A 25,424-nucleotide genomic window follows, 5' to 3' on the forward strand; every position below is an offset into this window, starting at 1 on the left:
CGAGGGCCGGATCTGCTGTTGGCTGGCAGCCAAGACTGGCGGAGCGGGGGCCTGAACTCCGGCGTGCCCAGATGTTGCGAAAGCGTCCGACACGCCTCTGTTGGGGTCCTCCGGTCCAGCATGCATCCCTGGGTTGCTGAGCGAAGACGAGGCGGCTTGATCATCCTGCCGCTGCTGAAGCACTTCGCGGAACCCCTGTTCCAGTCGCAGAAGCTCCTCTGCATTGGTTGGCGGCTGGTGAGCTCGATCATCGAACAGCGGCCGGAGCGCCTCGGGAACCTCAGCGCTGAAAGAAGATGAGGCGGCTTGCTCATCCTGCCATTGCTGAAGCACTTCGCGGAACCCCTGGTCCAGTCGCTGAAGCTCCTCTGGATTGGTTGGCGACTCGTCAGCTTGATCGAACAGCCTCCGGGCCTCGGCAAGGTGCTGCTCAACGCCCACTTGCCTGGCCTGGACCGCTTGATCCTCTTCCAGGCCGGCGTCCTGCACCTGCGGCAAAGCTGTTACACGGGATGGATTTTTTCGCTGGTCCACATTAGCCTCGCATCAAACTGTATCGTCAAAGTCTTGCGCCAATCCACGCAGCGGCTCATCGAGTCGAGATTCTGCGGAGAATCCCTCCTCTGCTTCCGTCAAGGGTGCCGGCTCCGGGAGGGCGCCTGTCTGGCTTTCAAAGATGCGTTTCAGAATGCGGTCCGAAAAATATCGCACCTTCCTCAGTTGCAATGGCGGCAGACCTTTGATGAGAACAATCTCGTACTCGTCATTGAGCAGCCGAACCTGTTCGGGACGCAGCAGCGGCGCACCTTGAAACGAATTCTGAATGTTCCGGTCGAACGCTCGCGACTGGCTGTAGGAAATCGATTTGGCTTCAAACGTGTATTCACCGATGGCTTTGGAAATGTAGTTCGGAGTCTCGTCATCGGCCGTGGCCATGAACACTTGCAGTCCGGTATTGCTGAGAAAATTCTGCTTACCAGCCTCTCCATAAGCCCCCGTTAGTGCCGAAAGGCTTTGGATGATGAGCATGAAACGCCCCTTGTAGCCCGCGATAGTCGTAATTGCGGTCTCGATCGCCTCCAGCTTCCCCAAGTGCTTGAATTCATCGAGCAGAAAGAGAACCTCGTGCTTTTCGTCCTGGCGGGGCAGCGACCGCTGTAGAATTGAAACGATTTGCTGAAAAAATAAGCGTATCAAAGGCGCGATCACCTCAAGGTCGTTCGGACCAACGCAAAGATAGATGCACGTTCTGCGACGGCGAAGATCATAGACCGAAAAGTCCGAGCGACTTGTAGCTGCCTTGACAGCCGGATCCGCCCACAAGTTGAGCCCACCATCGCCGAGCACGGACGTGTAGGAGGTTAGGATTTTCGTGTCGTTCCCCGCCATGTCGTCGAAGATGCGTTGTGCCTCTTTGTTCCGGGTCTCCATGGCGAGCTGCGCGAAGAGCTTGAACTTCTCCCCCGGCTGAGCGAACAGATCATAGACGGCGCCGATTGTTGGCGTGCCCCGCTCGATGCAGGCAAGGATCCCCGCGACAAAGATATCTCGCGCGCCGGCGACGAAACCTTCCGCCCCCTCCCCCTTGGCCGTAATCAGGTTCGCGGCCAAGCGGCGGGCTTCGGTGAATTGCTGCTGTGGATGCAGTGCTATGAGATCCAACAGTGGATTGTAGCAGTTTGTGCGCCGCTCTGAATCCAGTGGCGCGAATTTGAACACTTCGTGGCCTGCGGCTTTACGCGCCCTCGATGTGAGCTCAAAGAGCTCCCCCTTGACGTCCAGAGCTATCACAGAGCCTTTAAATGTAAGTAGCGTTGGAATGACTATGCCGACACCCTTGCCAGCGCGGGTCGGCGCAACAATGAGGCTGTGAGGCTGCTCGCCATTGGTCAGGTAATAGCCAGGCCAGAAAGGACCACTCGTCTTCCCGAAGACCGGCCCTGTCACGCCACGGTATCGTCGCAGATATCCCGTGCGTCGCATTTCATCCACTCGAGCCCAACGAGCCGTCCCGTGATGTTCGAGCTTGCGGCGCAATACGACCTGCTGAATCAGCAAGACAACCGCGGACGTCGAGAGCACGATAGCCGCGCCCTGATAGAAAACGGGGGTTGCGAAACCCAAATAGAAGGGCGTCTCAAACCAAAAGGCACGGACATCAAACGCCATCAGAGCCTCGCCGCTACCCCCGTGGCGGAAGGTTGCGTACAGACTTGCCGCACAGAACCCCAAGGCGAGTGAGCACGCGATGCTAATGGCTATGTTGGGGGACGTCGTTTTTGTAGAAGACATTGTTCCGTGGCCGAATTAGCGGTGCTGATGCTGCGCTTGCTTCAGACACCGAACCGAGGTCGCGCGATGCCGACGCTCGACAGATCGATGCCGCAGCGGGTAGTGCGATGCTTGCATCGCGCCCCCCGGCAGACGTGGATTTTGAAAGTTTCACGAAGCAGGTACGTCGACGGCCAGCGAATTGGAAACAGCAAGGCCGTGAACGGAATTCATGAGAGGAAGCGTTACTGCCATGGCCGAGACCTCAACGGCCGGTGCGATCTCTGCTTCTCCTAGCCTCCATTAGATCCTCTCGGGCGTGATTGTAGGAGTGGCTTATGTCCCGGCCGACTTGACCACCCCGCTGCAGCTGTTCGTGGGAGGTTTGCGGGCCAACTGTATCACGGACTGCAGCCCCAATACCTGCTATGTGGGCGTCCAGATCCGCACTGCGTTCCTCTGCTGCATGCCGCGGAGGAGGCATCTGCGGCAAGATGTCTTGCATGCCGGGAATTGAGTGAGCTTGGGCCTGTTGATTTGGATCTAACTGGTGATACATCGCGTACATAGCATTGGATGCTGTCGACCTGACGTGGCCATCCGGATCGGTAGCCAATTCAGCGGCCTGATCAAAAATGCGTGCTTTATTTTCAGCGTTAAACTTGCTGAAGTTTTGCGCAGCGTAAAGCGCTCCGATAGCTTGCGAAGGCGGGTCCATGTTGCCAATGCGATTAACAATACTATTTTGTGTCTCTGGCCGAAGGTAATGAGACACATTACTGACTGCTCTGAATTGCTCCAATGCTACTTCATCCGGGGTGTGTCCCAACCCGGCAGTCAATTTATCCCCCAGATCGACGGCTGATCGTCCAAGCTGATTGGTCCGCGTTTCAAACTTCGCGAGGTCAGTTTCTGGCTCGGTTCGAGTGCCCCGAACGGCTATGCGCTCTCGCCTCCCGAGTTCTTTGAAGGTCCCAAGATTTCGCGCTGTATCGCGCGGGTTAGCGCTTACCAGCCGTTCTGCAACATCGGTCAATGGTCCGTATGGAAGGTCACGGAGGGTACTGCGATTCCCCACGTCTTGGGATGAACTTGCAGCTGCGCGTGCCCGTTTGTTATCGCGATCCATTGCTCGGCCTCCAAAGTCGTTAAGTTACCCAATCAGGGTACCACCGACGCTTGACCTGCTAAACCGATATGAGGTTACAGTTGTAGTCTGGCAGAAACTTCTCCCAACTCTGGGATACGCCGAGAGCCGTAACCGGGGCAGATTTCCGGGCGGAAGGGTTTGCGGCGAGAGCGTTCGTGATTCACCGTTTGCGTGACGCATCAGGATCGTCTCGTATAAGAGAGTCCGTCGCGATACGCCCCGCGAATGACGATGGTACCTTCGGCTTGACTTATCCTTCGCGCTCTGCGGGTCCGACGAGAAAATCAGCCTACCTTGCTGAGACTACCTGCGGAGGACTTGCCGCTACGGCGGTCCTGCTCGATCTCGTACTTGATCTTCTGCCCATCAACGAGGTTTGAAAGTCCAGCCCGTTCTACAGCTGAAATATGGACGAAAACGTCCTGACCGTCGTCATCGGGCTGGATGAAGCCAAAACCTTTGGTGCTGTTGAACCACTTCACTGTTCCGGTCGCCATATCTGTGTATTCCTCTGTGGCCATGCGAACCAGACGGGCCGTGAAGCCGATCCTGTTCATATTTCGTAGAGTTAAACCCAGCAAAAACGAAAATTACAAGCCCACCTCGGGGTTGCGGCGCGAAAAGCCATTGCTCTGTTTGGGAACGCACCGAACAGGTGCCGGTGAGCTTGAGCGCAACGCGCTGCAAGACGCTCGAGTGCCGAGGAATCTCTCCGACAAGGATACGTCTGAGCCGCCCAGTATGCCGGCTCGGCAACCACCCGAATGGATCGAAGCCGATCTGCAAAACGGATGGCGAGAGCGTTGGCTCGTTTCCAACCCATCCTGTCTCACCAGCGCGGACGCCTGGACGGATGTCAACGCCGGAAAAAGAACCGCATCGATTGGTCCCGCTTGCGGCCAGCTCCAGTCGGCCGCTCGATCGCAAGCGTGGTTCGAGGAGGAAGCTCTCCCAGGTGCAATGCGAGGAGACGCTGGTCCAACTCCTTGTCGGCTGCCGTAAGGCGGTGGTTCAGGCGAAGGTAGTCCATCCAGGTCGGGGTGCGGAAGGTTTCTGTCCAACGCGAAGGCTGCTGGAGGTCGCGCTGGAGATTCCAGTGTCGCGCACCAACGCCGCTTTGTACTCGCCGCCGTTCCCGCATCTGCTCCAGGAACGCTTCGACATTTGCTTCGGGTATTGAATATTCGATCTTGGCGACGATCGGCCCGCTTCGGGGCTTCAAATCCAGGGCAACCTGAGGCGTTTCGAAGCCAAGAGGAGCCTGATCGGAATCTTTCCATTGACGGATGGGCAGCAGGAAGCCGGTGCCAGCGACCAGCAGCAGCGCGCCACCTGAAAGCTCCAGAGCCGAGCTCAGCGAATAGCTCTCGGCCACCGTACCCCACAGCCAGCTGCCAGCCGCGATGCCGCCGGATGAAAGGGCATAATAGATCGAGAGCGTGCGACCAACGACCCACCTTGGACTCGCCAACTGGACGCTTACGTCCAGCCCGGTCCAGGTCACGACCCAGCCCGCGCCGCCGAGCGCCAGCGCGATAGCCGCCACCGCCACCGAGGGGGTGAAAGCAAGCGATAGACAACAAGCCGCACAGGCGATGCACGACAGTGTCGTCAAACGTTCCTGGGACAGCCTCCGTCTCAGAATGTTGTTGCAGATGCCGGCGAACAAGGCGCCGGTCCCGAAGCCGGCCATCAGGATGCCGTAAACGACTGGCCCTCCCCCCAGCTGATCGCGGGCGACGAGAGGCAAGAGCGCTAGTATGGAGATGCTCGTCAGCCCAAAAAGGGCACCGCGGGCAATTGCTGCCTTGATTTCGGATGACAGGGCAGTGAAGCGCGCTCCGTCATGGATCGCCGTGGTCAATGGTTCACTCGGAAGCGGTGACGAGCGAACATGCCATTTGCAGCGCCCTATGGTCCACAGCAGCATCAGATATGTAAGCGTCGCCACTGCGAAAGCCGTCAAAGGGCCAAAGGAAGCAACGACGACGCCACCGAGAGCCGGACCGATGCTTCGGACGGCGTTATATCCGACCGAGATAAGCGTGACGGCGGCCGGAACATCGCGCTTTCGCAGGATATCGCCAACCGACGCGTGCCAGGCGGGGTCGGTGAAAGCGGCGCCTACTCCGGCCAAACAGCTGAATGCAAGAACCATCCATGGATTGAAAATTCCGAGACCTGCAAGAACAGTCAGCATCGTCGAGGACAATGCTATCACGCACCAGCCAGCGAACATGAGATTGCGGCGGCTGTAATTGTCCGCTAGGGCGCCGGCGATAATTGACAGGAGGAATGTGGGCAAGGTTGTCGAAGCCTGCACCAAGGCGACCATCACATCCGATGTCGAAATGGTCGCCATCAGCCAACTGATGGCAACCATTTGAATCAGCCACCCTAGACTGGATACCTGTGTGGCAATCCAGATCGGACGGAAAGTTGAATTCTCGAGCGGCGCGAACGTTGCCGATGACACCGGATTAACTTCTTCACGCGCCACCCCGCTCATTGGGCCGAGCCTCCCTTCGCTGCCAGTTGTATGAGATTTCTCCCCGCCCACGTGCCCATGGAGGAATGGCAGGATCAGGGCATTTTATCCGCGCAACGCAAGTTATTTTTGCCTGGCCGATGCTGTGGCAGAACCGAATGCTTCCGGTGGAGCTATCGTTCCGCTATGCGGGACGAGACCGGTTCGATCCTGTCGCTCTCGATCCCCGACCACGTTACAAGAATCGTCAGTTTGACGTTCCTTGGCGTCTCCAACCAAGCCACGTCCTGGGCATCGACTTCCCTTCTGGTGATCACGAGCTCCCGCGCATTGAACCGCCTCGCCAAGGTGGATCAGTAGTCTATCTTTGGCGTAGGTATTCAGCAGCCTGCTAGGCGCCCGCCGCCACGTGCGGGCGACGCCGGCATCAACCGGCGGGCAGATGCGCCGAGGGCAACAACCGCGCCTGACGCAACGCCGCCAGATCAGCCGAGCCGGTGCAGAAGCAGGCAACGGCCAACTGGCGGATGACGATCTCGAAATGCGCGACAACCGCCTCGGTGGACACCGTCGCCGCGCGCAGCACGCCGGCCGCCTGCCCGGCGATGTCCGCGCCCAGGCGGATGGCCTTGGCCACGTCGACGCCGTCGCGGATCCCGCCCGACGCGATCAGCTTCACAGTTGGCAGCGCCCGACGTACCGCCTGCACGCTGGCCGGGGTCGGAATCCCCCAGTCGGCGAACGCCATCGCCACTGCACGGTCGGCGGCATCGCGGGCGCGCTCGCCCTCCACCGCGGCCCAACTGGTGCCGCCGGCGCCGGCGACATCGATGACCGCCACGCCCGCCTTGACGAGCGCGCAGGCCACCGAGGCGGACAGACCCGACCCCACTTCCTTGGCCACAATCGGCACGTCCACGCTGCTCGCGGCGCGAGCGATCTGCGCCAGGACGCCGCGCCAGTCGCGGTCGCCCTCCGGCTGTACCGCTTCCTGCAGCGCATTGAGATGGACGATGAGTCCATCGGCCTCCAGCGCATCCACCGCCCGGCGCGCCAGGTCCAGGCCGTCGGCCTCGCGCAGTTGCGCGGCGCCGATATTAGCCAGCAAGGGAATGTCTGGGGCCATGCGGCGCAGCGCGCGCGTCAGCCCCTGGGAGTTGCGGGATTGCAGGCTCACGCGCTGCGAACCGACGCACATGGCGATCCCCAAGGCTTGTGCTGCCTCGCTCAGATGCCGGTTGATGGCCTCGGCGCGTGGCACGCCGCCGGTCATGGAGCTGATCAGCAGCGGCGCGCGCATGGTCTTGCCCAGCAGCGAGGCGCGCAGGTCGATCTGCGTCAGGTCCAACTCGGGCAATGCGCAGTGTTCGAAACGGATGTACTCCCAGCCGGCGGCGACCGTGGCCGGCGCCGTTCGCCGATCCAGCACGATGTCCAGATGGTCGTCCTTGCGCCGGCTCGGGATGTTGTCGCTATCGCTCATGCTCGCTCCATCCGTCGCATCGGGGGACGGCGTTGCATCGGATCGGACCGACGGCAGCGCGCGCACGCAGCCGCATCCCGCCGTTCAGGCGGGCGCACGCTGGCCTCCCCCCGCAGCGTCGCTGCGGTAGCGGCTGGTCGAGGTCTGGTAGTACTGCGCGCGGATGGCCGCCATGGCCTCGATCAACGCTCCCCACGGCGCTGGAAAGCGTTCTTCCGCCATCACCCGGTGCAGCATGCGCGTATGGCCGGCCAACTCGTCGTTGAGGAACTCCACCACAGGCATAGCCGGATAGCGCTGCCGCAGCAGGATCGCCGCGTTGTCGGCCTCGCCCGCCGACCTGTCCTTGTCGCGTCCATGCAGATCGTTCTGCAGGCGCCCTATCGCGGAGATGAGCCGCAGGACCTGGCGAAACGCCGGACGCGCGCGCAAGGTCGCCATGTCCAGCCCCCACAGCAACGACAGGCAACAGAACACGTTCGTGTAGGCGATCGAATCGATGCCGTTGTGCAGGTACTCGGCGTAGGACCAGCGTTCCGCCCCTACCGCCTGCGCGTGTCCGGCGCGCAGCGCCGCGCAGTAGCACCGAGTGTCGTCGAGCAGCCGAGCATAGTCGCGACGATCGTAGGCGAGCGCGGCCAGCGAAGCGCGCAGCACAGCGCAGCCCTCGAATCCGGGGAGCGCGCACGGCACGCCCTGCCCCAGCGCCTGCTCCACCGCGGCGAGCTCCTCCGGCGCGATCAGGCCAAGGTCGTTGCAATCGTCGAGCCAGAACAGCAGCGCCAGTTCGCGATAGAACGCCACGATCAGCGTTTCGGCCTGCGGATCGCGGCCAGTGCGGGCGCAGGTGTCGCGCAGGCTCGGGTGGATGCGCTGCAGGATGTACTGGCCGCCCCTGACCGCTTCCACGGCATGCTCGTCGGCGAACCCTGTCAGGGAACGCCCCCACTCCAGCACCTGCTGCAGCGCGCGTTCGGTCTGGATCATGACGCCGCTCCTGCTCCCTCGGCCAGGACGCGCCGCCCCCAACGAAGCGCCAGCCACAACCCGGCGAGTTCGGCCACGCGGACGACCCGGGTGGGGCAATACAGTTCCTTGCCGATCCACAGCGCCGTCTGCGGCAATGCATGCGCCACATGGCGAGCGAGCATCCACTCCAGCGCACGCGCCACCGCCTGCGCGATGCGCCGGCGCCCTGTCGGCTCTTCGCTCCCGTCCATGACGTGCAACGCGAACAGCGCATAGGCGGTTTCCTCAAATGAGGACGCGCGACCGGCGCCCCAGCCGCCGTCATCGCGCTGCGCCTGCAGCAGCGCCGCCAGCGCGCGCTCGTCGCGCCACTGGGGCTTGCCTTGCGCCAGCGCAGCGACCGCATGCGCGGTGGGATACAGCCACGAAACGTGCCATTTTTCGTTGTCCCATAGACCGTGCGGGTTGCGATTGGCCTCGACGTAGTAGCTGGTGCCGGCGGCGGGCTTTCCCAACAGTCGCAACGCATGCAGGGCATGGATGTTGGTCGACACCGAGGCATTGCGCTCGCCGGGGAAGGTGACGAATAGCTCGCCGATTTCGAAATCGCGCAGCGCATCGACCGGCGGGTCGCGACCTGCAAGGCGCAGGACGCACAACGCAACGGAGGTGTCGTCGGCATCGGCTGCGAAGTGCAAGGCCGGGCCCAGACCGCGCACGCCCATGCGGGCGTCGAGCTGCGCGACGATCACGCGCACGGCATCGGCGAACGCGGGATGCGCGAACAGCCCGGCCAGATGCAGGGTGTACAGCGACCAGCATGGCTCGAACACATTGATCGGCCAGACGTTGGGAACGACACCTTCGATGCCGCTGCGCGTCGCCCGCGATGCCGCCTGCAGATACGCGTCGGTGCGCCCGACCTGCGGCGTGCTCCCATGTGTTACGGCGTGCGCACGCCACGCGGCGGTGGCCGCCGGACTGATGCCAATGCTGCCGTCGTCGTCGGGGCATGCGGTGGTCGGCGACGTTCCCCAGGCTTCCCAGGAGTGCAGCAACGGATGGCCGCTCGGCAACGTCGCCACCGCCCCCAACTTGACAAGGCACGCCTGCCGCAACGGCAACAGCGCCGGGTGGCGCGGAAACCCCACGCCGCCCAGCAAGGATGCGGCCTCGCCGCACAACTGCGGCAGGATCAGCTCCGCGCCGATCGGCGCGTCCTCCGGCACCGAATGCGCGTAGGGATCGGGCTGGCGCTCGAGGAACCGGGTTGCAGCCTGGACTGCGTCGGCCGCGCCGGGAAGAGGATCGGCACGCTGCAATGTCAGCAACGCCGCCCAGGTGGGCGCATGGCGGAACAGCGGGAAGTCCGCGCTTCCCCATCCGCCATCGGCCTGTTGTTGCGCGATGAGCCACGCGTATGCGTCCTGCCGACCGGTGACGTTGCCGTGGAACTGCAGAGCTCGCGCCGTGTCGTAGACGGACGGACCGACGCTGCCGCCGTCGCTCATCTCGATCAGCAGGTGGCGCAATTCGGAAAGGATCTGTTCGGACAGCGCGTTCACGCGGTATGTTCCTTCTGCAGACAGTTGACGGGAACCTGGATCGGGCAGACGCCGCGCACGTCGCCGCAGGCCCGTCGCGGCCCGGCGCACGGGCAGCGCCGGACGGCCGCCCTGCTCCGGCGCGGCGACGCGCCCCATGCTGGGGCCGGTCCGCCGCATAGGCTTGCGCGCAGCGCGCCGCGTGAGCCGCGGCCGTGCTGGGCAACCGCTGCGATCGCCGCCGCCGACTTGGACACAGTGCAGCATGCACCGCTCACGCCGGCCGATCGATCGCAGCGGCACAGGGGCGACTCCATGCGGACGGGCGCGCTCATGCGCATGGCGCGTGCTTGAACAGATACGCGTTGGCCCGCTGCAGCATCTGCGCCAACCGTTCCGCACGCGTTCCCAGCGGGGCGATGGCCTCCCCGGCGTCGCGCAACAGATCCAGCGCCAACTGGCGCGCTGCCTGCAGCCCCATGATCGACGCACAGGTCGGCTTCTGCGCCGCCGCGTCCTTGCCGGGGGTCTTGCCCAACGTCGCGGTATCCGCTGTCGCGTCGAGAATGTCGTCGACCACCTGTAACGCCAGGCCGAAACAGGCGGAGTAGCGATCGAGCGCACAGTACAGCGCAGCGTGGGCGGCATCCTCCGCGATGGCGCATAGCGCGCCCATGCGAACGGACGCGCGCACTAGTGCTCCGCTCTTCATCCGGTGCATCGCCACGATCCTGTCCAGCTCGACGTGCTTTCCTACCAGCGACAGATCCATGGCCTGCCCGCCTGCGGCACCCTCGGCGGACACCGCCTGCGCCAGTTCGCGCACGAGCGCGATACGGTTGTCGCCCGGCGCATCCAGGCTCGCCAGGGTCAGGAAGGCGTGCGCCTGCAGCGCATCGCCGACCAGGATCGCAGTGGCTTCGCCGAACTTGACGTGCACGGTCGGAAGGCCGCGGCGAAGCACGTCATCGTCCATTGCGGGCAGGTCGTCGTGGACCAGGGTACAGGCGTGCATCATCTCGATGGCGGCGCCGACATCGTCGAGCATGGGCGCCGGCGTGTCGGCCAGTGCGCCGGTAGCCAGACAGAGCAAGGCGCGAGTGCGCTTTCCGCCATGCAAGGTGGCGTAGCGCATCGCCGCCATCAGCTCGGTCTCACCGTCGTCTTCGGCGCAGAGAAGACGCGCCAGCGCCTGTTCGACCCGCCTTGCGCCGTCCTGCATCCAGATCTCCGGCGGCAGCCTGCCGGATGCGCCACGCGCCTGCGCGTCGTCGTGTAGCGTGGAATCGGTCTGCATGTCGTTCATGTCCTTGTACCTGGCACGGCCACGGCGAGCGTCCGAGCCGCCGCGGTGTTGGCGGCGTCGCACCGAGCGCGCGCGCCAAGTGCAGCATTGCCGCGCGTCGCCGGCGCAGCTGCCTCGCCACACGGGGCATGCGATGCCAGCTCATGAGAATCCGATGCGGATTTTCATGGACGGATGTGCGGTCGGGAAATAGCGCCGACCTTTTTCGACGGCGCTCAGCAACCGCGGCCGCACCCCGGCCTTGTGCATGGTCAGTGCCAAGGCGATGCAGAACTGCACCATTTCCAGCCATACCAGGTGGTAACCGATGCAGACGTGTGGGCCGGTACCGAACTGCAGCATGTCCACCGGCCGGATCGGCTCCGTGCGTTGCAGCCACCGTGCCAGGCGGAACTGATCAGGCGCCTCGTGCAGCAGCGCAGAGGTCGAGAAATGCAGCAGCGGGATGCACAGATGGGTGCCCGCAGGAATGCGCCGTTGGCCGAGTTGCAATTCCTGCAGCGCGCGACGCGGCAGGAGCGTGGTCGCCGGATGCACGCGCAGCGTCTCGCGGAACAGCGCCTCGGCGACCGGACACTGCGCCAGGTCCGCGTGCCGGGTCGGCACCGCGCCCACGCGTTGCGCCTCCTCGACCAGGGCGTCCCACAGCCCAGGCTGCCGCGCCAGCTCGATCACCATCCAGGCCATCGTCGAGGCGGTGGTGTCGTGGCCGGCAAGCAGCAGCAAGCGGATATTGGCGACCAGGACGTCGTCGGAGAGCGCATCGTCGCCGCGATCGAAGGCGCTCACCATGTCATTGATCAACCCAGTGCGCGCGGCATGCGCGCGCGCGTCGCGGACGAACTGGCGCAACTGCGCGTCGATCCAGTCGCGGGCGGCGCGGCCGCGCCGCAAGGGGAGTCCGGGCAGGTCGACCGGGGGCGCGACGATCAACTGCAGCAGTTGCCGGTATTTGCGATGCCATCCCGGCAAGTCCTGCGCTGGGATTCCCATGAGGCTGAAGATGAGCTTGAGCATCAGGTCGCCGGTCTCGCGCAGGATGGTTACGTCGCCGCGGTCGCGCCACGCCTGCACCCGCGCCTGGATGACGGGCGCGAACAGGTTGCCGATGCCGGCTTGGGTCAGCCCCTTGGGCAGGAACGCCGCCTTGATCGCGTCGCGCGCCTGCCGGTGCGCGCCGCCGTCCTGGGCGACCAACGTTCCGCCAAGCAATTCGGGCGCGATCTCTTCGATCAGCGCCGAGGACACGTCCTTGTGCCGGAGCAGTGCAAACGCATCCGGATCCACGCAGGTCATCAGGTGTCCGGCAGGGCCGAAATCCAGCCAGAAGTGGCTGCCCAACGTCCGTTCCGCGCGCCGCAGCAGGCGCGGCAGGTCGCATACGATGGCGGGAAGATGTCCGACCAGGGGGAAAGCGCCGGGCACGACCGGGATGTCGTCCCGCAGCCGGTGCCGACGGTCCAGCGGGTTGAGCAGCATGTCCATCAGCAGCGCGGCCCCGCGGCCGCTTTGGCGGTGTCGCCGGCAGGCCGCGCGGCGCGGCTGTTGCCACCGTCGGCGTACGTCGGCACATGCGCCAGCATGCCGCCGTCGATGCACAGGACCTGGCCGGTGATGAACGCAGCATCGTCGGAGAGCAGGAACGCCACCAGCGCGGCCACGTCCTCGGGGCGGCCGACGCGCTGCAGGAGTTGGTGCCGGCTCAGATGCCGTTGCATGCACTCGTCCAGCTTGGCGAGGAGACGCTCGGTCATGATGAGACCCGGCGCAACCGCGTTGCAGCGGATCTGCGCATGACCGTACTGGGTGGCGAGCGAGGCCGACAGCATGTTCATCGCCGCCTTCGACGCGGCGTAGGACGTCTGCGCGGTGTCACCGCTGAGCCCCTGGCACGACGACATGTTGACGATCGCGCCACCGCCGCGGGCGATCATTCGTGGGATGGCCTGCCGGCAGCAGAGCAGCGTGCCGCGCAGATTGGTCGCCATGGTCTGATCCCAGACCGCCAGGTCCAGGTCGAGGATCGTGCGGTCGCGCGGTGTCAGATGCATGGCGCTCGCGTTGTTCACCAGCAGGTCGACCCCACCGAAGTGCCGCTCCGCCGTCTCGAACAGCGCTGCCACCGCCTGCGCATCGGCGATGTCCATGGCCAGGGCCAGCGCGTGGCCCGCTTCGGCCGCGATCTGCGCGGTGCAGGCGACGGCCGCCGAGCCATCAATGTCGGCCACCACCACTCTGCCGCCCTCGCGCGCGATGGCGAGGGCGCATGCCTTGCCGATGCCGGCGCCGGCGCCGGTCACCACGGCCACCTTGCCTTCAAACCGTCCTCCTGGGTTGCGTTGGTCTTTCGCGGCATGCCGCTCAGCCTGCGCCGGAGAAGGCGCAGGGTCGGCGCTGGCGCGCTCGCCAGCGTCGCTTTCGATGACCCGAATGGCGGCGACCGGACACTGGCTGGCCGCGAGCCGCGCGGCGGCGTGCAGCGCCTGCGGGACCGTCGCCACGCACACTTCCGCCACGCCGTCCGGTTCGCGCTGGCGAAAGGTGCCCGGCAGCGTCAGCACACACTGCCCGGTGGTTCCGCATAGATCCTGATCGATCACGACGCGCATCTCAGCCCCCCTGAGCATGCAGTCGCACCGGCAGCGCGCGGAACGTCCTGAGGAACGCGGATGGCTCCCGGGTCGGCTGCTCGGCCAATGCCAGCGTGGGGAAGCGCGCCTCGATCCGCGGCAGGCTCTCGGCCAACTGCACCCGGGCCAGTTGCGCACCGAGGCAGAAGTGGATGCCGTGGCCGAAGCTCAGCATGATCTTCCCATCGGTCGACATGCCAGGAGTGGTGCCGTAGAACCGCGCGGGATTGAAGCGGTCGGGATCGGCGAAGGCGTCCGGGTCGCGATTGCCGGCCGCGATCAGCACGCGCACGTCCGCGTTCTTCGGGATCACCACGCCGCCCAGTTCGATGTCGCGCTGGGCGATACGCGGAATGGAGCTGAACATGGCAGGCGCGTCGCAGCGCAGGACTTCTTCGACGAATGCCTTCACCCCCACGGCGTCTCCCTGCAGCCAGTGCCGCTGTTCGGGATACGCCAGCATCGCCAGGACCGCATGGTCGATGGTCGCAGCAGTGGTGGCGAAGCCGCCCAGCAGCATGCCCCACAGCATGCTGATCAACTCCGCATCCGACAGCGTGTCGGCATCCTCGTCGTGTGCGCCGACCACCATCGACACGATGTCGTTGCGGGGATCAGTGCGCTTGCGCTGTATGAGATCGCCGAAGTAGGTCTGCACCCTGGCGCTGGCCGCGTCCGCCGCGGCGAGCTGGGGATCACTGGCGCGTGGGCTCAGGCCTTCCAGAATGGCGCCGATGCCGGCGGCCAGCCCGAACATGTCGTCCTGGGGCATGCCGAACAGTTCGGCGAAGACCAGCATGGGCAAGGCCAGCGCGAATTCCCAATGCAGGTCCACCGCATCCCCGCGCTCCAGCGCGGGCGCCATGCCGTCCAGGCGCGCCGCGACGATGCGCGCGATGCTCGGCCGCAGGTTGTCGATCTGGCGCATGGTGAAATCGCGCGAGATCAGCCGGCGCAGACGCGTATGCGTCGGTGGTTCCTTCATCGCTAGCGTGGACGCGAGGAGATTGAGTGACAGGCTGGTCTCCGCACGCGGGAAATAGCGCGCCAGTTCGCCCGGCGCCGGTCCCCGAAACACATCGCCCGTGGCCTTGAGCGCCCAGTAGATGTCGGCGTGGCGGCTCAACAGAAAGAGGCCCGACGCCGCACGATGCACCGGATCGTGCTCGCGCAACCACCGCATGAACGTATACGGGTCTTGGATACACGCTGGCGACGCAAGTTCGGCGAAGGCGTCCCGGCATGCTGCCGTGGTTTCTTGCACGTCCATCTTGGTTACCTGTTGGCTGGCTGATCTGACCGGCGCGTGCTAGGCGCGCCGGCAAATTGCGGAGAAGATCGCGATTCCGGGCGGCGTCCGCGCGTCACCAGAGCACCGGGAACTCCTCGAACCCGCCAGTGATGATCTCCTTGCGCAACTTCAGTTCTTCGGGCGCCACGGCCAGGCGCAGCGCGGGAAAGCGCTGGAAGATCGAGCCGACCACCACCTTGAGTTCCAGCCTGGCCAGCGCCATGCCGATGCAATAGTGCGGCCCGTGCGAAAACGTCAGGTGCGGATTTTCGTCGCGTCCGATGTCGAAGATTTCCGGGTCGTCGAAATGGCGCGGATCGAACGACGTCGCCGGCAGGCCGACCAGCACCTTGCTCTCCGCGGGAATATGCACGCCCGCGATAGTCACGTCGGTCCTCGGATAGCGCATGATGCCGTCCCAGCCCGCGCCCGGCGGGTACATGCGCAGGATTTCCTCCACCGCCTTGTCCACCAGGGATGGATCGCCGACTAGGCGTTCGCGCTGTTGCGGATGGCGGAACATGGCCAGCAGGCCGAATTCGATCTGCGCGACGGTGCTCTCGTGCCCCGCCACCAGCATGCCCGCCGCCAGGCCGATCGCCTCTTCCTCGGTCGCATTGCCCTGCTCGACCGCCGCGAGCAGATCCGTCAGCAGGTTGTCGCCCGGATCCTGGCGCTTGTCCCACATCTTGCCGCGAATGTAGGCGCGCAGTTCTTCCCAGGCCAGGCGCGACGCGCTGCGCGGGCCGCTTTCATGCTGGTGCGTCATCACTTCGTCGGACAGCCCGGCGAAAAAGGCGTGATCCTCGTAGAGCACGCCCATCAGCGCGCTGATGACCATGGCCGGCAGCGGAAAGGAGAGGTGGCGCCTCAGGTCGGCGGGCTGGGGCTGGGCCGCCAGCGTCTCGAACAATTGCGCGGCGATCGCCTCGACCTGCTGCGCGAGCAGCTTCACCCTGCGGTTGCTGAAGGCCGGCGCCACGATCGTGCGTAACCGGGCATGCTCGCCCCCCTCGTGCGAGACCAGCCACCCCGGCGAACCGAGAATCACCGAATCCGGGGTGAATGCCGCCGGCGGCATTCCCGCGGGCCGGAACGCCGCGTCGGACAGCGCCGCCTTGGCCTCGTCGTAGCCTGTCACCCACCAGCCTTCGTGCCCGGACGGGAAGCGTACGCGGTGGATCGGACCGTTGGCGCGTAGCGCCAACATCTCAGGCGAGGGCTCGATGTGATCGACGCGCCACATCGGCAGCGTCGGCAAGGGTTGTTCGGACATGGTGGCACTTCACTCTCTAAGCGATGGAAGGGCGGAAGGCGCTGCGGGCAGCGAATGATTACGACGGCACGTAGACGTCCTCCGGGGAGTAGCCCGACTCGATGTCAAGATCGGCCAACGTGTAACTGTCTAGGCATACCGCGCGGCGAGATGCAGAACTTTATCCTGCGCCTTCGAGTTCAGGATTAAGGCGAGTGTGGTGGGCCCTTGAGTCGCAGCCGGCCATCAAGATTTCCTGCGCAAGCGTCGACAAGGTTGGCAGCCTGTTTGGGTACGGGCGGTTTCGCCAAGGCCCCCTTGCCATAGGATGCTATCTGATGCGGATTTGACATTATGCTTTTCTTTCTTCGTTCCATCGATCGCGGTGTCATCCACGAAATGAAGATCGGTCGTCGGCTCCCGGCTCCCAACGAAGGAGTTTCAAAACTCGTGCCAATTTGGCCGACCCAGCAGAAGAAAAACATTGTGATTGCTTTTCAGGGGATTAGCCTGAGGCAGACAAGAGCTCGATGAAATAGCCCGGTGTCGCGGACCCAACAAAGGCGACAAAACAGTGTCGGATAGTATACGGTCGTCAGACGCCAGACCGGCGACACCTTCTTTATTAGTTGTCCTGTCGTGGAATGATGGCAGGCGACCTGACCGTATTGCCCCATAGGAGGGGCTCCTGGTTGGCTCAGGGGTCACGTGCTTGCTCCGGGCGCGCTCGAGGCGGCTTGCGGGCTCGTTGCCAATGCAACACAGGCGATCCGCAACACCGCCATCTGGGGCGAAGCCGGCACGGCCCAAGAAGTTCGGCGCTTGGGACGGCAACCTGATGACGGAATGGCATGTCCGCTATGGCGGTCGCGCCGTGATGATCTACTGGCATGTCGAAAAGGGCTCGACCTGCATTTTCTCGCAGCTCAAGCGCTGTTCGTCTTCGGAGGTCGCGGCGATGACCAAGGTCTTGCTGCGACATTACACCAACGTGGAGATCCAGCGCCAATATGTCGACAGCCATGGCCAGAGCGCCCTCGGCGTCCCTTTTGCCGCCTGCTCGGGTTCAACCTGCCGCCACGCCTGAGGGCGATCGCCTGGCAGAAGCTGGCGCTGCCAGGCCTGCGCGCTGAATTGCCAAATGCTTCCCATTCTTTCCAAGGTCCTCACTTGGGAGGAGGTCGAGCAGCAGTATGGCCACAGTCAATCTGGGCCGGCCAGAACGACATCGGAATAGCGTCCGGCCTTCGTTCATCTCGAAGAAGGGATGACCGACCGGTCCGTTTTTCGCGCATGCGGCAGCTCCATTGCGATCGCGGCAATTTGGATTGGCGCGGGCGCCATGTGCTCCGACCCCGAGGGGCTGTCCCGGTCGACAAGAGCCATCGCTCAGCGGCGATCAAGTCATCGGCTTTCGGAATGACCGGCGACGCTTGGTCTCAACGACTACGCCGGTCGGGCTGTCGGCCGTATTCTTCGCCTTGAACACGGCGGTTCGCTTCGGTTTTGGTTTGGGTAGCGCTTGAGGCTCTGCCCTTGGCTCCGGCGTTTGCTTGCTCTTTTGTTTGTCCTTGCGGGCGCAAAGTAAAGCCTTGGCGGTCGCCGCGTCCGCATCCGAGACCATGCCGGCCGGCTTGCCATTGAGATCGATCCGTGCGGCGCCGGCATCCAGTCTTGCCAAGTATCTGGCCATCTTGGTATACGCCAGCAGGGCTCTCCTCAATTCATCATCAGACAGTTCGCCGTCGAGCACTCGAATGTCACGATGGATGCCGATCTTGAGCGGCCTGGGCGCTTTCGGATTGAACGCCGCAGGCCACTTGGCCGATAGATAGCGGAAAAGCTGTGCAGGCGATTTGCCTCGGCTACAGCTCAACATCATAAGCCTCGCCCCATTTTTTCGTTTCCAATTTGGACCTTCCTAGCGCTGATATATGCAATGATTATGGGAAAATGGGCATTCGCCCCGCAGGGCAAAGCAGCGGCCGCCTCCTCATTCGGACAGACGAAGTGCCTGGTGGACCGAGCAGGATCGGCACCAATCACGCCGAGCCGTCCGGATTAAGTTCACAGCCATACAGCAGGGTCGGTGGAACGCTGTTTCCCCATTCTCCGCCAACCATTGACCCTTGGCGGCGCATCTGAAACGCCGGCAGCGAAAAGACTCCCTCCGCTGAGGGCCGTCGGCGAGTAGGACCCGAAACCGTCGCGGCTCCCCTCACCCGTTCGGCCGTTCCGTAGTACCAGCGCGTCGCGCAGCGCGAAAGCTATTCAGGCGACCGTTCCGTGATCTCGGCCGGATCGACGCCGTCCTGGGACAGGAAGGCAGGCGAATGGCTGGCAAAAAGCGTTCCGCCGTAAACCGGCGTCGGTCACCAGAACCTGGCGGAACTGCCGGGCGGCGGCCTTTCCGGAATAGCTGCCGCCGATGACAATTGGCGCAGCGAAATTCGGAAGATTGCGAGCGACAGGCTTCGGACTCCCATTCGATTGCCGACTCGGCTCATGCATTGGCGGGCACTGAGAATGTTTGCACATCACGTTGATGGTTACCGCCATGGAGATCGCCTCAGAAGCGGCGCCCAATCGGAAACATTAGCACCTGCGCGTTTTGGCTCGGCTGCTTGAACTCCTCGACGGCAACTGCCTCAATTAGCAGATCCAAGGCTTCGCGCCCCCTCTGGCTCATCGGGTCATCGCCTCGCAGATAATGATACGCTCGATCTAGATGCACTCGCGCGGCAGAAAAATCGCTTGTCATATGACCCTCTCAGTTGCCGCCCGCGTTAGCCGTCTACGAGGTGAGGGTCACGCAATCGTCAATATCCACAGACGGATTTGATTTAAATCGCAGATGATCCGGGAGAAACCAAACACCGGCTTGTCCTATGCGAGTGCCCCTTGATTATGTCGCCGGCGGCCCGGTGGACTCTGCAATAGGGTTGCTAAAGCGAGCCTGCCAATATGTCCCCAGCATCCTCCAATAAGCCGTCCCGAGTTTCTGGTCAGTCCAGCACTTTTGCGTCCGACGCTGGATACGGCGATCCACGTGGTGCGCGCGTCCTGCGGCTGGCACTTGCCGATTATCTAGCAAGCGATCGTGGACTTGCGGCCTCGCCTGATGAGATACTGGTGACAAGGGGCAGCCAGATGGGGCTGTTCCTGGCAGCGGCTGCGGTTATTGACCCTGGCCAAGCCATTGCCGTGGAGGTGCCAGGCTATCCTCTGGTGGACGGCGTTTCGGGCAGCAGGCGCCAGAATCATCGCCGTACCAGTTGACACCCAGGGTATCGACGTCACGCAACTCGAAAATATCGCCCAGCAGGAAACGGCCCCGAAAGCGATCTATGTCACGCCACACCATCAATACCCGACGCTCGGTGCCGGTCGCCGGCTAAAACTGCTCGACATCGCGCGAAAGCGTGGACTGGTCGTCATCGAGGACGACTATGATCACGAATACCGATTCGAAGGACGACCCGTGCTGCCGCTAGCCGCACGGGCGCACCCGGAACAGCCCACCGTCTATGTCGGCTCCCTGTCCAAGCTGCTCACACCCGCTATCCGGATCGGATATATAACCGCGCGGCCGAACATCCTGGCGCGTATAGCCGACCGGCGAGAGGCCATCGACCGCCAGGGAGATTTCCCACTCGAACAAGCCCTGGCCAGGCTGATTGGAGACGGAGTGTTGCAACGGCACCCGCAAGGCCCGACGCATCTACGCGTCGCGGCGTGATCTCCTGGCCGAGGAAGCCAGCCGGCATCTCGGCGACGATGTCATGTTCGACCTCCCGGCGGGTGGCCTGGCACTCTGGTTGCGCCTGCGAAACGGGCTGAGCGGGGAAACCTGGGCCGCGAACGCGGCCAGCGCGGGCCTTGCCATCACGCCCGGGATTCGCTTTGCACTCGACCCCGCGAACGCGCCCGAGGCATTCCGGTTCGGCTACGCCCGTCATGAAAGCCGAACTTCAGCACATCGTTCAACTGCTTTCGCGCACGCGGCCGAGCCGATAGCGGTGCAGCTCGGCCGAGAGAAAAAATCCTGTCAGTCTTTCCAGAAGGTTCCTAGGCATCTTCGTCACAGCCCGAATTTGCTCGGCCGCCCTGCGATACTCATTCGATTTAGGGCCTTTGCCCCAATGAACCCGCCCGCAGACCACGGTCGGCGTGTCGGGATTTCAGATAGCCACCACGGAGGCGGAAAGATATCCGGTCGACTTCGTGCGTATTATGACCTCCTGTTTCGGTGGAATTGGCTTTGCCTCCTTGCGACAGGACCACCGCATGGTGCGCCTCGACCTGCTGAGAACGTTATTGTCGCCATGCGCACAAGGTCAACTTGGCCGTTCTGAAAAACTCTAATACGGGATCAACATTGTTGTATCACGCCATTGGTGTGGCTCTGTCATCCTGCGCGCCGAAATGCGGCCGTCGCTCGAACGATATGTGGAGTTGCTTCTCCAACAGAAAATGGCGAGCCAGATCGGTATCACGCTTTCCGATCCGTGACACCCATTCCGAAAACAGGCGAACCGCGCGCCGGTTCATATGCCGCGAAGGACAGACCAGCCAATAGCCCGGAAACTCTATGACGTCGAACTCGGTTGAGACCGGCACCAGGGAGCCCGACACCAGGTCCTCGAATGCGATCGATGTGCTCTCCAGGACCACGCCTGCCCCATCCTTAGCCAACTGAACCGACATCGATGAACGGTCAAAACGATAGGGATAGGTCATGCGGGCCCCCTGGATGGCGTTGCGCGGCAGCCAGTAATCCCAACGGAAATAGGCCTTCACACTGTCGATCAATCGCGCATGGCGAAGCTGCTCGCGCGGATCCGGCGAGATCGCGTGCAGTTCGGCAAGATAGGAAGGCGAGCACATCGGCAGGATCAAGTCGTTGACGACGCAATCGGAATAGAGGCCGGCCCAGCCGCCGTCGCCGTAACGAAGATCGAGATCGATGACCTCCGTTTCGAAGTCGGAGAAGTTGGGTGTCGCGTCGACCCGCAAATTCCAGCTCGGATAGTCCTTGCTGAACTCGGCCAAGCGCGGTGCCAGCCACTTCTCACCGAAAGAAGGACTGACACGGATGCTGAGCTGGAAGCTCTCACGCTGCCGCACGATGGCGTTGCGCACCTCGCGGATGGATTCGAAAGCCTGGGTGGTGGTCTGAAAGAGCCGCTCGCCGTCGATCGTGAGCGAAAGATGACGCTTCTCGCGTTGAAAAAGCCGCACCCCGAGCTGGTGTTCGAGCAACCGCAGTTGCTGGCTGACCGCCGAAGGTGTCACGCGCAATTCCTGCGCGGCCTTCGCCACGCCTCCGAGACGCGCGACCGCCTCGAAATGGGTCATGGAATTGAACTTGAAATCCGACATCGTGCTCGTCAGTTAAGCTTAGCTACACAAAATGTTAAGAAACGAGAATTGAGCCGAATGTCAATCGGTCGCATGATCCTTCGGTATTGGGAGGAGATAGAGGATGGAACCGGGTTCAGCTCAAAGCTTGGGCACTACCGGCAATTTACCGGGCGTTGGGCTGGCATCAGCCAGGAAGACGCTGATCGAAGCTTCCAACGTCGAGAAGAGCTACGGCGCGACGCGGGTCCTTCGGGGCGTCAGTTTTCAGGTCCGGGCTGGCGAAATCCATGCGCTCCTGGGCGGCAACGGCGCCGGCAAGAGCACCCTCATCCGCATCATCACGGGGCTGACCTCGCGCGATGCCGGTGGGATTGACCTGCGCTCGTCGAAGGCCGACCGCACCAGCCCGATCATCGCTGTGGTGCATCAGGAGCTGGCGCTGTTGCCCGAGCTATCGGTGGCGGAAAATATCGGCATTGTGCATGCCAGGTCAGGCTGGTCGCTGATCAGCCGTCGCCGCATGCGCGAAATTGCGCTTGGTGCGCTCCGCCTGATCGACCCAGCGATCGGCGAAGAAATCATCGATTTGCCGGCACGCAAATTGTCGCTTCATGAGGGCCAGATCGTCGAGATCGCTCGTGCGCTTTCTACTGGAGCGGAAGTGCTGCTTCTCGACGAGCCCACGGCCAATCTCACCGCCGGCGAGACGGCCAAACTCTTCTCGGTGCTGAAGCGGCTGGTGCGCGAGGAAGGCATCGGCATCGTCTTTGTGTCTCACCGTATGCGGGAAATCCGAGAGCTCTGCGACGTCTGCACTATTTTGCGCGATGGCGTCACCATCGCGAATGCCGCGCCCCTCGCCTCGCTCAGCGACGGGGAGATCGTCCAGCAGATGGGACAACCCACGCAGCGTCAGGCCACGCACCGCAACCCGCAGCAGAACCCCCGCCAGGGCTCACCAATCGAACTCCTTGGCCCAGGCGACGTCCGGATCTCAATTTTGTCCGGCACCATCCTGGGACTGGCCGGCGCACCCGCGGGTCCGACCGGTCTCATTGCTGCCCTTGTGGGCGCGGGACCCGGCGCTGGTTGGCGCCTCTCCGGCGAAGGCTTCGGGGACCGCTTCCCGTCCCCGGCGGCAGCGGCGCGCGCCGGCATAGGCTTTGTCTCGGGCGACCGGGCGACCAAGGGTATCCTTTCGCAGCTTCCGATCGTCGACAACGTGCTCGCAGCGCGCAGGGTTCGCGAGAGGCGGCGGATCGTCGCCGCGGCCGAGAGGCAGGAATGTCGCGATCTCGTGTCGGCGCTGAAGTTGAAAGCCGGCTCGATTTGGGACCTGCCGGCCTCGCTGTCCGGCGGCAATCAGCAGAAGCTTCTGGTCGCACGCTTGCTTGGGCTGCCGCTGCGCATGGTGGTGCTGGAAGAGCCAACGCGTGGCGTCGACATCGGCACCAAACATGACATTTACGGCTTGATCCGGCAGATGGCCGACGCCGGCGCGATCATCATCTGGTGGTCGACCGAGAACGTCGAACTGCTCGAGCTTTGCGACGCCATCTTCGCCTTCGACACCGATGGGCGGCCAAAGGGATTTCTGCCTGAGGATCGCTATACCGAAGGCGGGCTCGCCGAACTGACGGGGATGGCCGCATGACCGACGCAACCAACGGCACCACGACAACCAACAAGCTCCGGACCACCAGGTTCCGCGTCCCAGCAGTTCTCTTTTCGTACCGCACCGAAGTCGCGATTGCCGCGGCAATCGTCGTCCTGCTGCTGGCCGTCGGCATGTTCGTGCCCGCCGCACTCAGCATGGGCAATTTGCAAAACATTATTCAGGCCGCCGCGCCTCTAATCATTATGTCGCTTGGTGTTTTGCTGGTCGTTGTCACCGGCGGCATCGATCTTTCGGTCGGCTCAGTTTTCTCCCTCACCGGAATGGTAACCGCGCTGGCGATGGCCAGTGGCGCTGATGGACTGACCGCGAGCGCTGCCGGCCTGGCGGTCGGCCTTGTGTTCGGGTCGATCAATGGTCTTCTGGTCACGGTCGTTGGGCTCGCGCCTTTCGTCGTCACCCTCATCACCTACGCGGTGGCGGGCAGCCTTGCCTTCATCGTCACCAATGGTCGCTCGATGCCGATCGGTGCGCCGGATTTCTGGCTCCTAAATTCGGGCGAGATCATTCCCGGCATACCCAACCATCTTCTGTTCTGCATCGTATTGATGGTCGCGCTGGAATACGTGCTGCGCAAGGTCGTCGTCGGACGCTGGTTCTATGCCGTCGGCTCGTCGGCAATTGCTGCCCGACTGCTCGGCATCCCGGTTCTGCGCATCAAGTTCGCGGCCTACGTCGCATCGAGCCTGCTTGCCTCTTTCGCCGGGCTGCTGACCGTTAGTTACATCCTTAACGCCGAAGCCACGGCCGGCGCCAGCCTGATGCTGCAGGCGATTGCCGCCGTCGTCATCGGCGGGGCAAGCCTCTTTGGCGGGACGGGCAGTGCGATCGGCGCTGTGCTCGGCGCGCTGATGATCACCTGCATCCAGAACGGCGTGAACCTCATCGGCGTGAACAGCTTCTGGCAGGGGTCCGTCACAGGCGCCGCAATCCTGCTCGCGGTTCTGATCGACCGCTTCAGCAACAAGAACCGAATCTAGATCATCAACGGGAGGAACCAAAATGAAAATGAAGACAATCCTGCTTGCAGCATTGGCAGCGGCCGCACTGTCCAGCGCATCATACGCTGAAGACAAGAAGACCGTCGCCTATATCGCCCCATCGCTGGACATCTCTTACTGGCAATGGGTCGGCTACGGCGTGAAGGAGAAGGCCAAGGAACTCGGCATGGACTATGTCGAGTATACGTCGGAGAATTCGCCTGCCAAGCAGATGGACAATGCCAGGACAGCCGTCACCAAAGGTGTCTCGGCCATTGTGATCGGCCCTGTCAGCTCGACGTCGACACCACCGCTGCTCGACTATCTGGCGAAGCAGAAAGTGCCGATCGCCTTTGCCGGCATCGGGCCACAGCCGGGCCTCACGAACTATACGTCCTCGGTCACCGCGAACAACTATGAGACCGGCAAAGCGCAAGCGAAATTCACCTGCGAGCTCGCCAAGGAGCGTGGCAGCAAGAAGGTCGGCATGCTGTCCTTGCCGCAGGATCGGGAGAATGCGCAGAAGTACCTCAAAGGCGCCAAGGAGGCGTTCGCGGCTGCAGGCTGCGACCTCGTCCAAATGCTGGAGACGCGGGGCCTGACGATCAGCGAAGCTGTAACCCAGGCAAATGACCTCTTGACGGCCAATCCCGACATCAAGGCCATTTACGGCATGTATGACGAAGCTGGCACCGGGGCCGCCAAGGTGGTCGAAACCCGTGGCCTGAACGGCAAGATCGGCATTACCGTCGCCGACGGCTCGCCAACCACGATTGCGCTGCTCAAGAAGGGGGCGATCCAGGGCATCTTCTTCCAGGAGGCTGTGGGCCAAGGTATCGACGGAACCCAACAGGTCTACAACGCACTGACGGGCGCGCCGGTGACCCAGGACATGGCATTGGTCATGCCTCTTGTTACCGCCGACAAGGTCGACAGTCCTGAGGCCAAGAAGGTCATCGCCCGCGTTTTCCCCCCGAGCAACTGACCGCCACCCAGTGGACCCGCCGGCTAGCTGGCG

Annotated in this window: 20 protein-coding genes and 3 pseudogenes; 6 read left to right on the forward strand and 17 right to left on the reverse strand. The window is 63.2% G+C overall.

The genetic code is table 11. The features are described from left to right. From A3A9_RS45595 to A3A9_RS0137220, 14 genes and pseudogenes are all read right to left on the reverse strand, one after another. Positions 1-534 (reverse strand): annotated as a pseudogene (locus A3A9_RS45595) (hypothetical protein); the annotation flags it as partial. A gap of 12 nt (positions 535-546) precedes the next feature. Next, entirely contained in the window at positions 547-2,292 is a 1,746-nt protein-coding gene (gene virD4 / locus A3A9_RS0137155) for a type IV secretion system ATPase VirD4 (RefSeq protein ID WP_027033426.1), read from the reverse strand. A 244-nt stretch (positions 2,293-2,536) separates the two neighbouring features. Continuing rightward, the gene (locus tag A3A9_RS0137160) at positions 2,537-3,400 is read right to left on the reverse strand and encodes a hypothetical protein (RefSeq protein ID WP_027033425.1); all 864 of its coding nucleotides are present in this window, start codon (positions 3,398-3,400) and stop codon (positions 2,537-2,539) included. Positions 3,401-3,705: 305 nt separating this feature from the next. Further along, positions 3,706-3,918, reverse strand: a complete 213-nt coding sequence (locus A3A9_RS0137165; RefSeq protein ID WP_027033424.1) for a cold-shock protein — start codon at positions 3,916-3,918, stop codon at positions 3,706-3,708. 359 nt (positions 3,919-4,277) lie between these two features. After that, positions 4,278-5,930, reverse strand: coding sequence for an MFS transporter (locus A3A9_RS0137170; RefSeq protein WP_027033423.1), 1,653 nt, complete (start codon positions 5,928-5,930; stop codon positions 4,278-4,280). Between the two features lie 406 nt (positions 5,931-6,336). Further along, positions 6,337-7,392, reverse strand: a complete 1,056-nt coding sequence (fni, locus tag A3A9_RS0137180; protein ID WP_027033422.1) for a type 2 isopentenyl-diphosphate Delta-isomerase — start codon at positions 7,390-7,392, stop codon at positions 6,337-6,339. An 84-nt stretch (positions 7,393-7,476) separates the two neighbouring features. After that, a complete protein-coding gene (locus A3A9_RS0137185; RefSeq protein ID WP_027033421.1) occupies positions 7,477-8,379 on the reverse strand; it encodes a terpene synthase family protein in 903 nt (300 codons plus the stop codon). Further along, entirely contained in the window at positions 8,376-9,926 is a 1,551-nt protein-coding gene (locus A3A9_RS0137190; protein ID WP_027033420.1) for a hypothetical protein, read from the reverse strand. Before A3A9_RS0137190 ends, A3A9_RS0137185 begins: the two co-directional genes overlap by 4 nt. A gap of 310 nt (positions 9,927-10,236) precedes the next feature. Continuing rightward, on the reverse strand, positions 10,237-11,202 hold the full coding sequence (locus A3A9_RS0137200) for a polyprenyl synthetase family protein (RefSeq protein ID WP_027033419.1): 966 nt from the start codon (positions 11,200-11,202) through the stop codon (positions 10,237-10,239). Positions 11,203-11,352: 150 nt separating this feature from the next. Next, positions 11,353-12,696 (reverse strand): cytochrome P450, encoded by a 1,344-nt coding sequence (locus A3A9_RS0137205; RefSeq protein WP_027033418.1) that lies wholly within the window; start codon positions 12,694-12,696, stop codon positions 11,353-11,355. Beyond that, positions 12,696-13,520, reverse strand: a complete 825-nt coding sequence (locus A3A9_RS0137210; RefSeq protein ID WP_027033417.1) for an SDR family oxidoreductase — start codon at positions 13,518-13,520, stop codon at positions 12,696-12,698. The genes A3A9_RS0137205 and A3A9_RS0137210 overlap by 1 nt, the downstream gene beginning before the upstream one ends. 18 nt (positions 13,521-13,538) lie before the next feature. Beyond that, positions 13,539-13,820 (reverse strand): annotated as a pseudogene (locus A3A9_RS46460) (ferredoxin); the annotation flags it as partial. 1 nt (position 13,821) lies between these two features. After that, entirely contained in the window at positions 13,822-15,111 is a 1,290-nt protein-coding gene (locus A3A9_RS0137215) for a cytochrome P450 (RefSeq protein ID WP_027033416.1), read from the reverse strand. 94 nt (positions 15,112-15,205) lie between these two features. Then, on the reverse strand, positions 15,206-16,408 hold the full coding sequence (locus A3A9_RS0137220; RefSeq protein ID WP_027033415.1) for a cytochrome P450: 1,203 nt from the start codon (positions 16,406-16,408) through the stop codon (positions 15,206-15,208). Between the two features lie 699 nt (positions 16,409-17,107). Between A3A9_RS0137220 and A3A9_RS43685 the strand changes: the two are divergent. Next, positions 17,108-17,582 (forward strand): annotated as a pseudogene (locus A3A9_RS43685) (Tn3 family transposase); the annotation flags it as partial. Positions 17,583-17,786: 204 nt separating this feature from the next. Here the strand turns inward: A3A9_RS43685 and A3A9_RS0137230 are convergent. Both A3A9_RS0137230 and A3A9_RS46195 read right to left on the reverse strand, forming a co-directional pair. Next, complete coding sequence (locus tag A3A9_RS0137230; protein WP_027033413.1) at positions 17,787-18,269, reverse strand: ProQ/FINO family protein; 483 nt, start codon at positions 18,267-18,269, stop codon at positions 17,787-17,789. Positions 18,270-18,956: 687 nt separating this feature from the next. Beyond that, positions 18,957-19,148 (reverse strand): hypothetical protein, encoded by a 192-nt coding sequence (locus tag A3A9_RS46195; protein ID WP_027033412.1) that lies wholly within the window; start codon positions 19,146-19,148, stop codon positions 18,957-18,959. Positions 19,149-19,351: 203 nt separating this feature from the next. Here A3A9_RS46195 and A3A9_RS46375 point away from each other — a divergent pair, with 203 nt between their 5' ends. Together A3A9_RS46375 and A3A9_RS44695 are read left to right on the forward strand one after the other, a co-directional pair. Beyond that, positions 19,352-19,666, forward strand: coding sequence for an aminotransferase class I/II-fold pyridoxal phosphate-dependent enzyme (locus A3A9_RS46375; RefSeq protein WP_263496943.1), 315 nt, complete (start codon positions 19,352-19,354; stop codon positions 19,664-19,666). Continuing rightward, positions 19,569-20,126 carry an aminotransferase class I/II-fold pyridoxal phosphate-dependent enzyme gene (locus tag A3A9_RS44695; RefSeq protein WP_027033411.1) on the forward strand — a complete coding sequence of 186 codons (558 nt, stop codon included), beginning with the start codon at positions 19,569-19,571 and terminating at the stop codon, positions 20,124-20,126. Before A3A9_RS46375 ends, A3A9_RS44695 begins: the two co-directional genes overlap by 98 nt. A 647-nt stretch (positions 20,127-20,773) precedes the next feature. Here the strand turns inward: A3A9_RS44695 and A3A9_RS0137245 are convergent. After that, on the reverse strand, positions 20,774-21,769 hold the full coding sequence (locus A3A9_RS0137245) for a LysR substrate-binding domain-containing protein (RefSeq protein ID WP_027033410.1): 996 nt from the start codon (positions 21,767-21,769) through the stop codon (positions 20,774-20,776). Positions 21,770-21,872: 103 nt separating this feature from the next. Between A3A9_RS0137245 and A3A9_RS0137250 the strand changes: the two genes are divergently transcribed. The 3 genes from A3A9_RS0137250 to A3A9_RS0137260 are packed head-to-tail and all read left to right on the forward strand — an operon-like array spanning position 21,873 to position 25,391. Next, positions 21,873-23,405 carry an ATP-binding cassette domain-containing protein gene (locus A3A9_RS0137250; RefSeq protein ID WP_080680414.1) on the forward strand — a complete coding sequence of 511 codons (1,533 nt, stop codon included), beginning with the start codon at positions 21,873-21,875 and terminating at the stop codon, positions 23,403-23,405. Continuing rightward, positions 23,402-24,406, forward strand: coding sequence for an ABC transporter permease (locus A3A9_RS0137255; protein ID WP_027033408.1), 1,005 nt, complete (start codon positions 23,402-23,404; stop codon positions 24,404-24,406). The genes A3A9_RS0137250 and A3A9_RS0137255 overlap by 4 nt, the downstream gene beginning before the upstream one ends. Positions 24,407-24,434: 28 nt before the next feature. After that, positions 24,435-25,391 carry a substrate-binding domain-containing protein gene (locus tag A3A9_RS0137260; protein ID WP_407660607.1) on the forward strand — a complete coding sequence of 319 codons (957 nt, stop codon included), beginning with the start codon at positions 24,435-24,437 and terminating at the stop codon, positions 25,389-25,391. Positions 25,392-25,424 lie beyond the last annotated feature (33 nt).

The organism is Mesorhizobium loti CJ3sym (assembly GCF_000472785.1).
Lineage (GTDB): Bacteria > Pseudomonadota > Alphaproteobacteria > Rhizobiales > Rhizobiaceae > Mesorhizobium > Mesorhizobium loti_E.

Excerpts from the sequence above, each read along its gene's own strand:
- virD4 (WP_027033426.1), bottom strand. The coding sequence starts at position 2,292 with ATGTCTTCTACAAAAACGACGTCCCCCAACATAGCCATTAGCATCGCG.
- A3A9_RS0137160 (WP_027033425.1), bottom strand. The coding sequence starts at position 3,400 with ATGGATCGCGATAACAAACGGGCACGCGCAGCTGCAAGTTCATCCCAA.
- A3A9_RS0137165 (WP_027033424.1), bottom strand. The coding sequence starts at position 3,918 with ATGGCGACCGGAACAGTGAAGTGGTTCAACAGCACCAAAGGTTTTGGC.
- A3A9_RS0137170 (WP_027033423.1), bottom strand. The coding sequence starts at position 5,930 with ATGAGCGGGGTGGCGCGTGAAGAAGTTAATCCGGTGTCATCGGCAACG.
- fni (WP_027033422.1), bottom strand. The coding sequence starts at position 7,392 with ATGAGCGATAGCGACAACATCCCGAGCCGGCGCAAGGACGACCATCTG.
- A3A9_RS0137185 (WP_027033421.1), bottom strand. The coding sequence starts at position 8,379 with ATGATCCAGACCGAACGCGCGCTGCAGCAGGTGCTGGAGTGGGGGCGT.
- A3A9_RS0137200 (WP_027033419.1), bottom strand. The coding sequence starts at position 11,202 with ATGCAGACCGATTCCACGCTACACGACGACGCGCAGGCGCGTGGCGCA.
- A3A9_RS0137205 (WP_027033418.1), bottom strand. The coding sequence starts at position 12,696 with ATGGACATGCTGCTCAACCCGCTGGACCGTCGGCACCGGCTGCGGGAC.
- A3A9_RS0137215 (WP_027033416.1), bottom strand. The coding sequence starts at position 15,111 with ATGGACGTGCAAGAAACCACGGCAGCATGCCGGGACGCCTTCGCCGAA.
- A3A9_RS0137220 (WP_027033415.1), bottom strand. The coding sequence starts at position 16,408 with ATGTCCGAACAACCCTTGCCGACGCTGCCGATGTGGCGCGTCGATCAC.
- A3A9_RS0137230 (WP_027033413.1), bottom strand. The coding sequence starts at position 18,269 with ATGATGTTGAGCTGTAGCCGAGGCAAATCGCCTGCACAGCTTTTCCGC.
- A3A9_RS46195 (WP_027033412.1), bottom strand. The coding sequence starts at position 19,148 with ATGACAAGCGATTTTTCTGCCGCGCGAGTGCATCTAGATCGAGCGTAT.
- A3A9_RS46375 (WP_263496943.1), top strand. The coding sequence starts at position 19,352 with ATGTCCCCAGCATCCTCCAATAAGCCGTCCCGAGTTTCTGGTCAGTCC.
- A3A9_RS0137245 (WP_027033410.1), bottom strand. The coding sequence starts at position 21,769 with ATGTCGGATTTCAAGTTCAATTCCATGACCCATTTCGAGGCGGTCGCG.
- A3A9_RS0137250 (WP_080680414.1), top strand. The coding sequence starts at position 21,873 with ATGGAACCGGGTTCAGCTCAAAGCTTGGGCACTACCGGCAATTTACCG.
- A3A9_RS0137255 (WP_027033408.1), top strand. The coding sequence starts at position 23,402 with ATGACCGACGCAACCAACGGCACCACGACAACCAACAAGCTCCGGACC.
- A3A9_RS0137260 (WP_407660607.1), top strand. The coding sequence starts at position 24,435 with ATGAAGACAATCCTGCTTGCAGCATTGGCAGCGGCCGCACTGTCCAGC.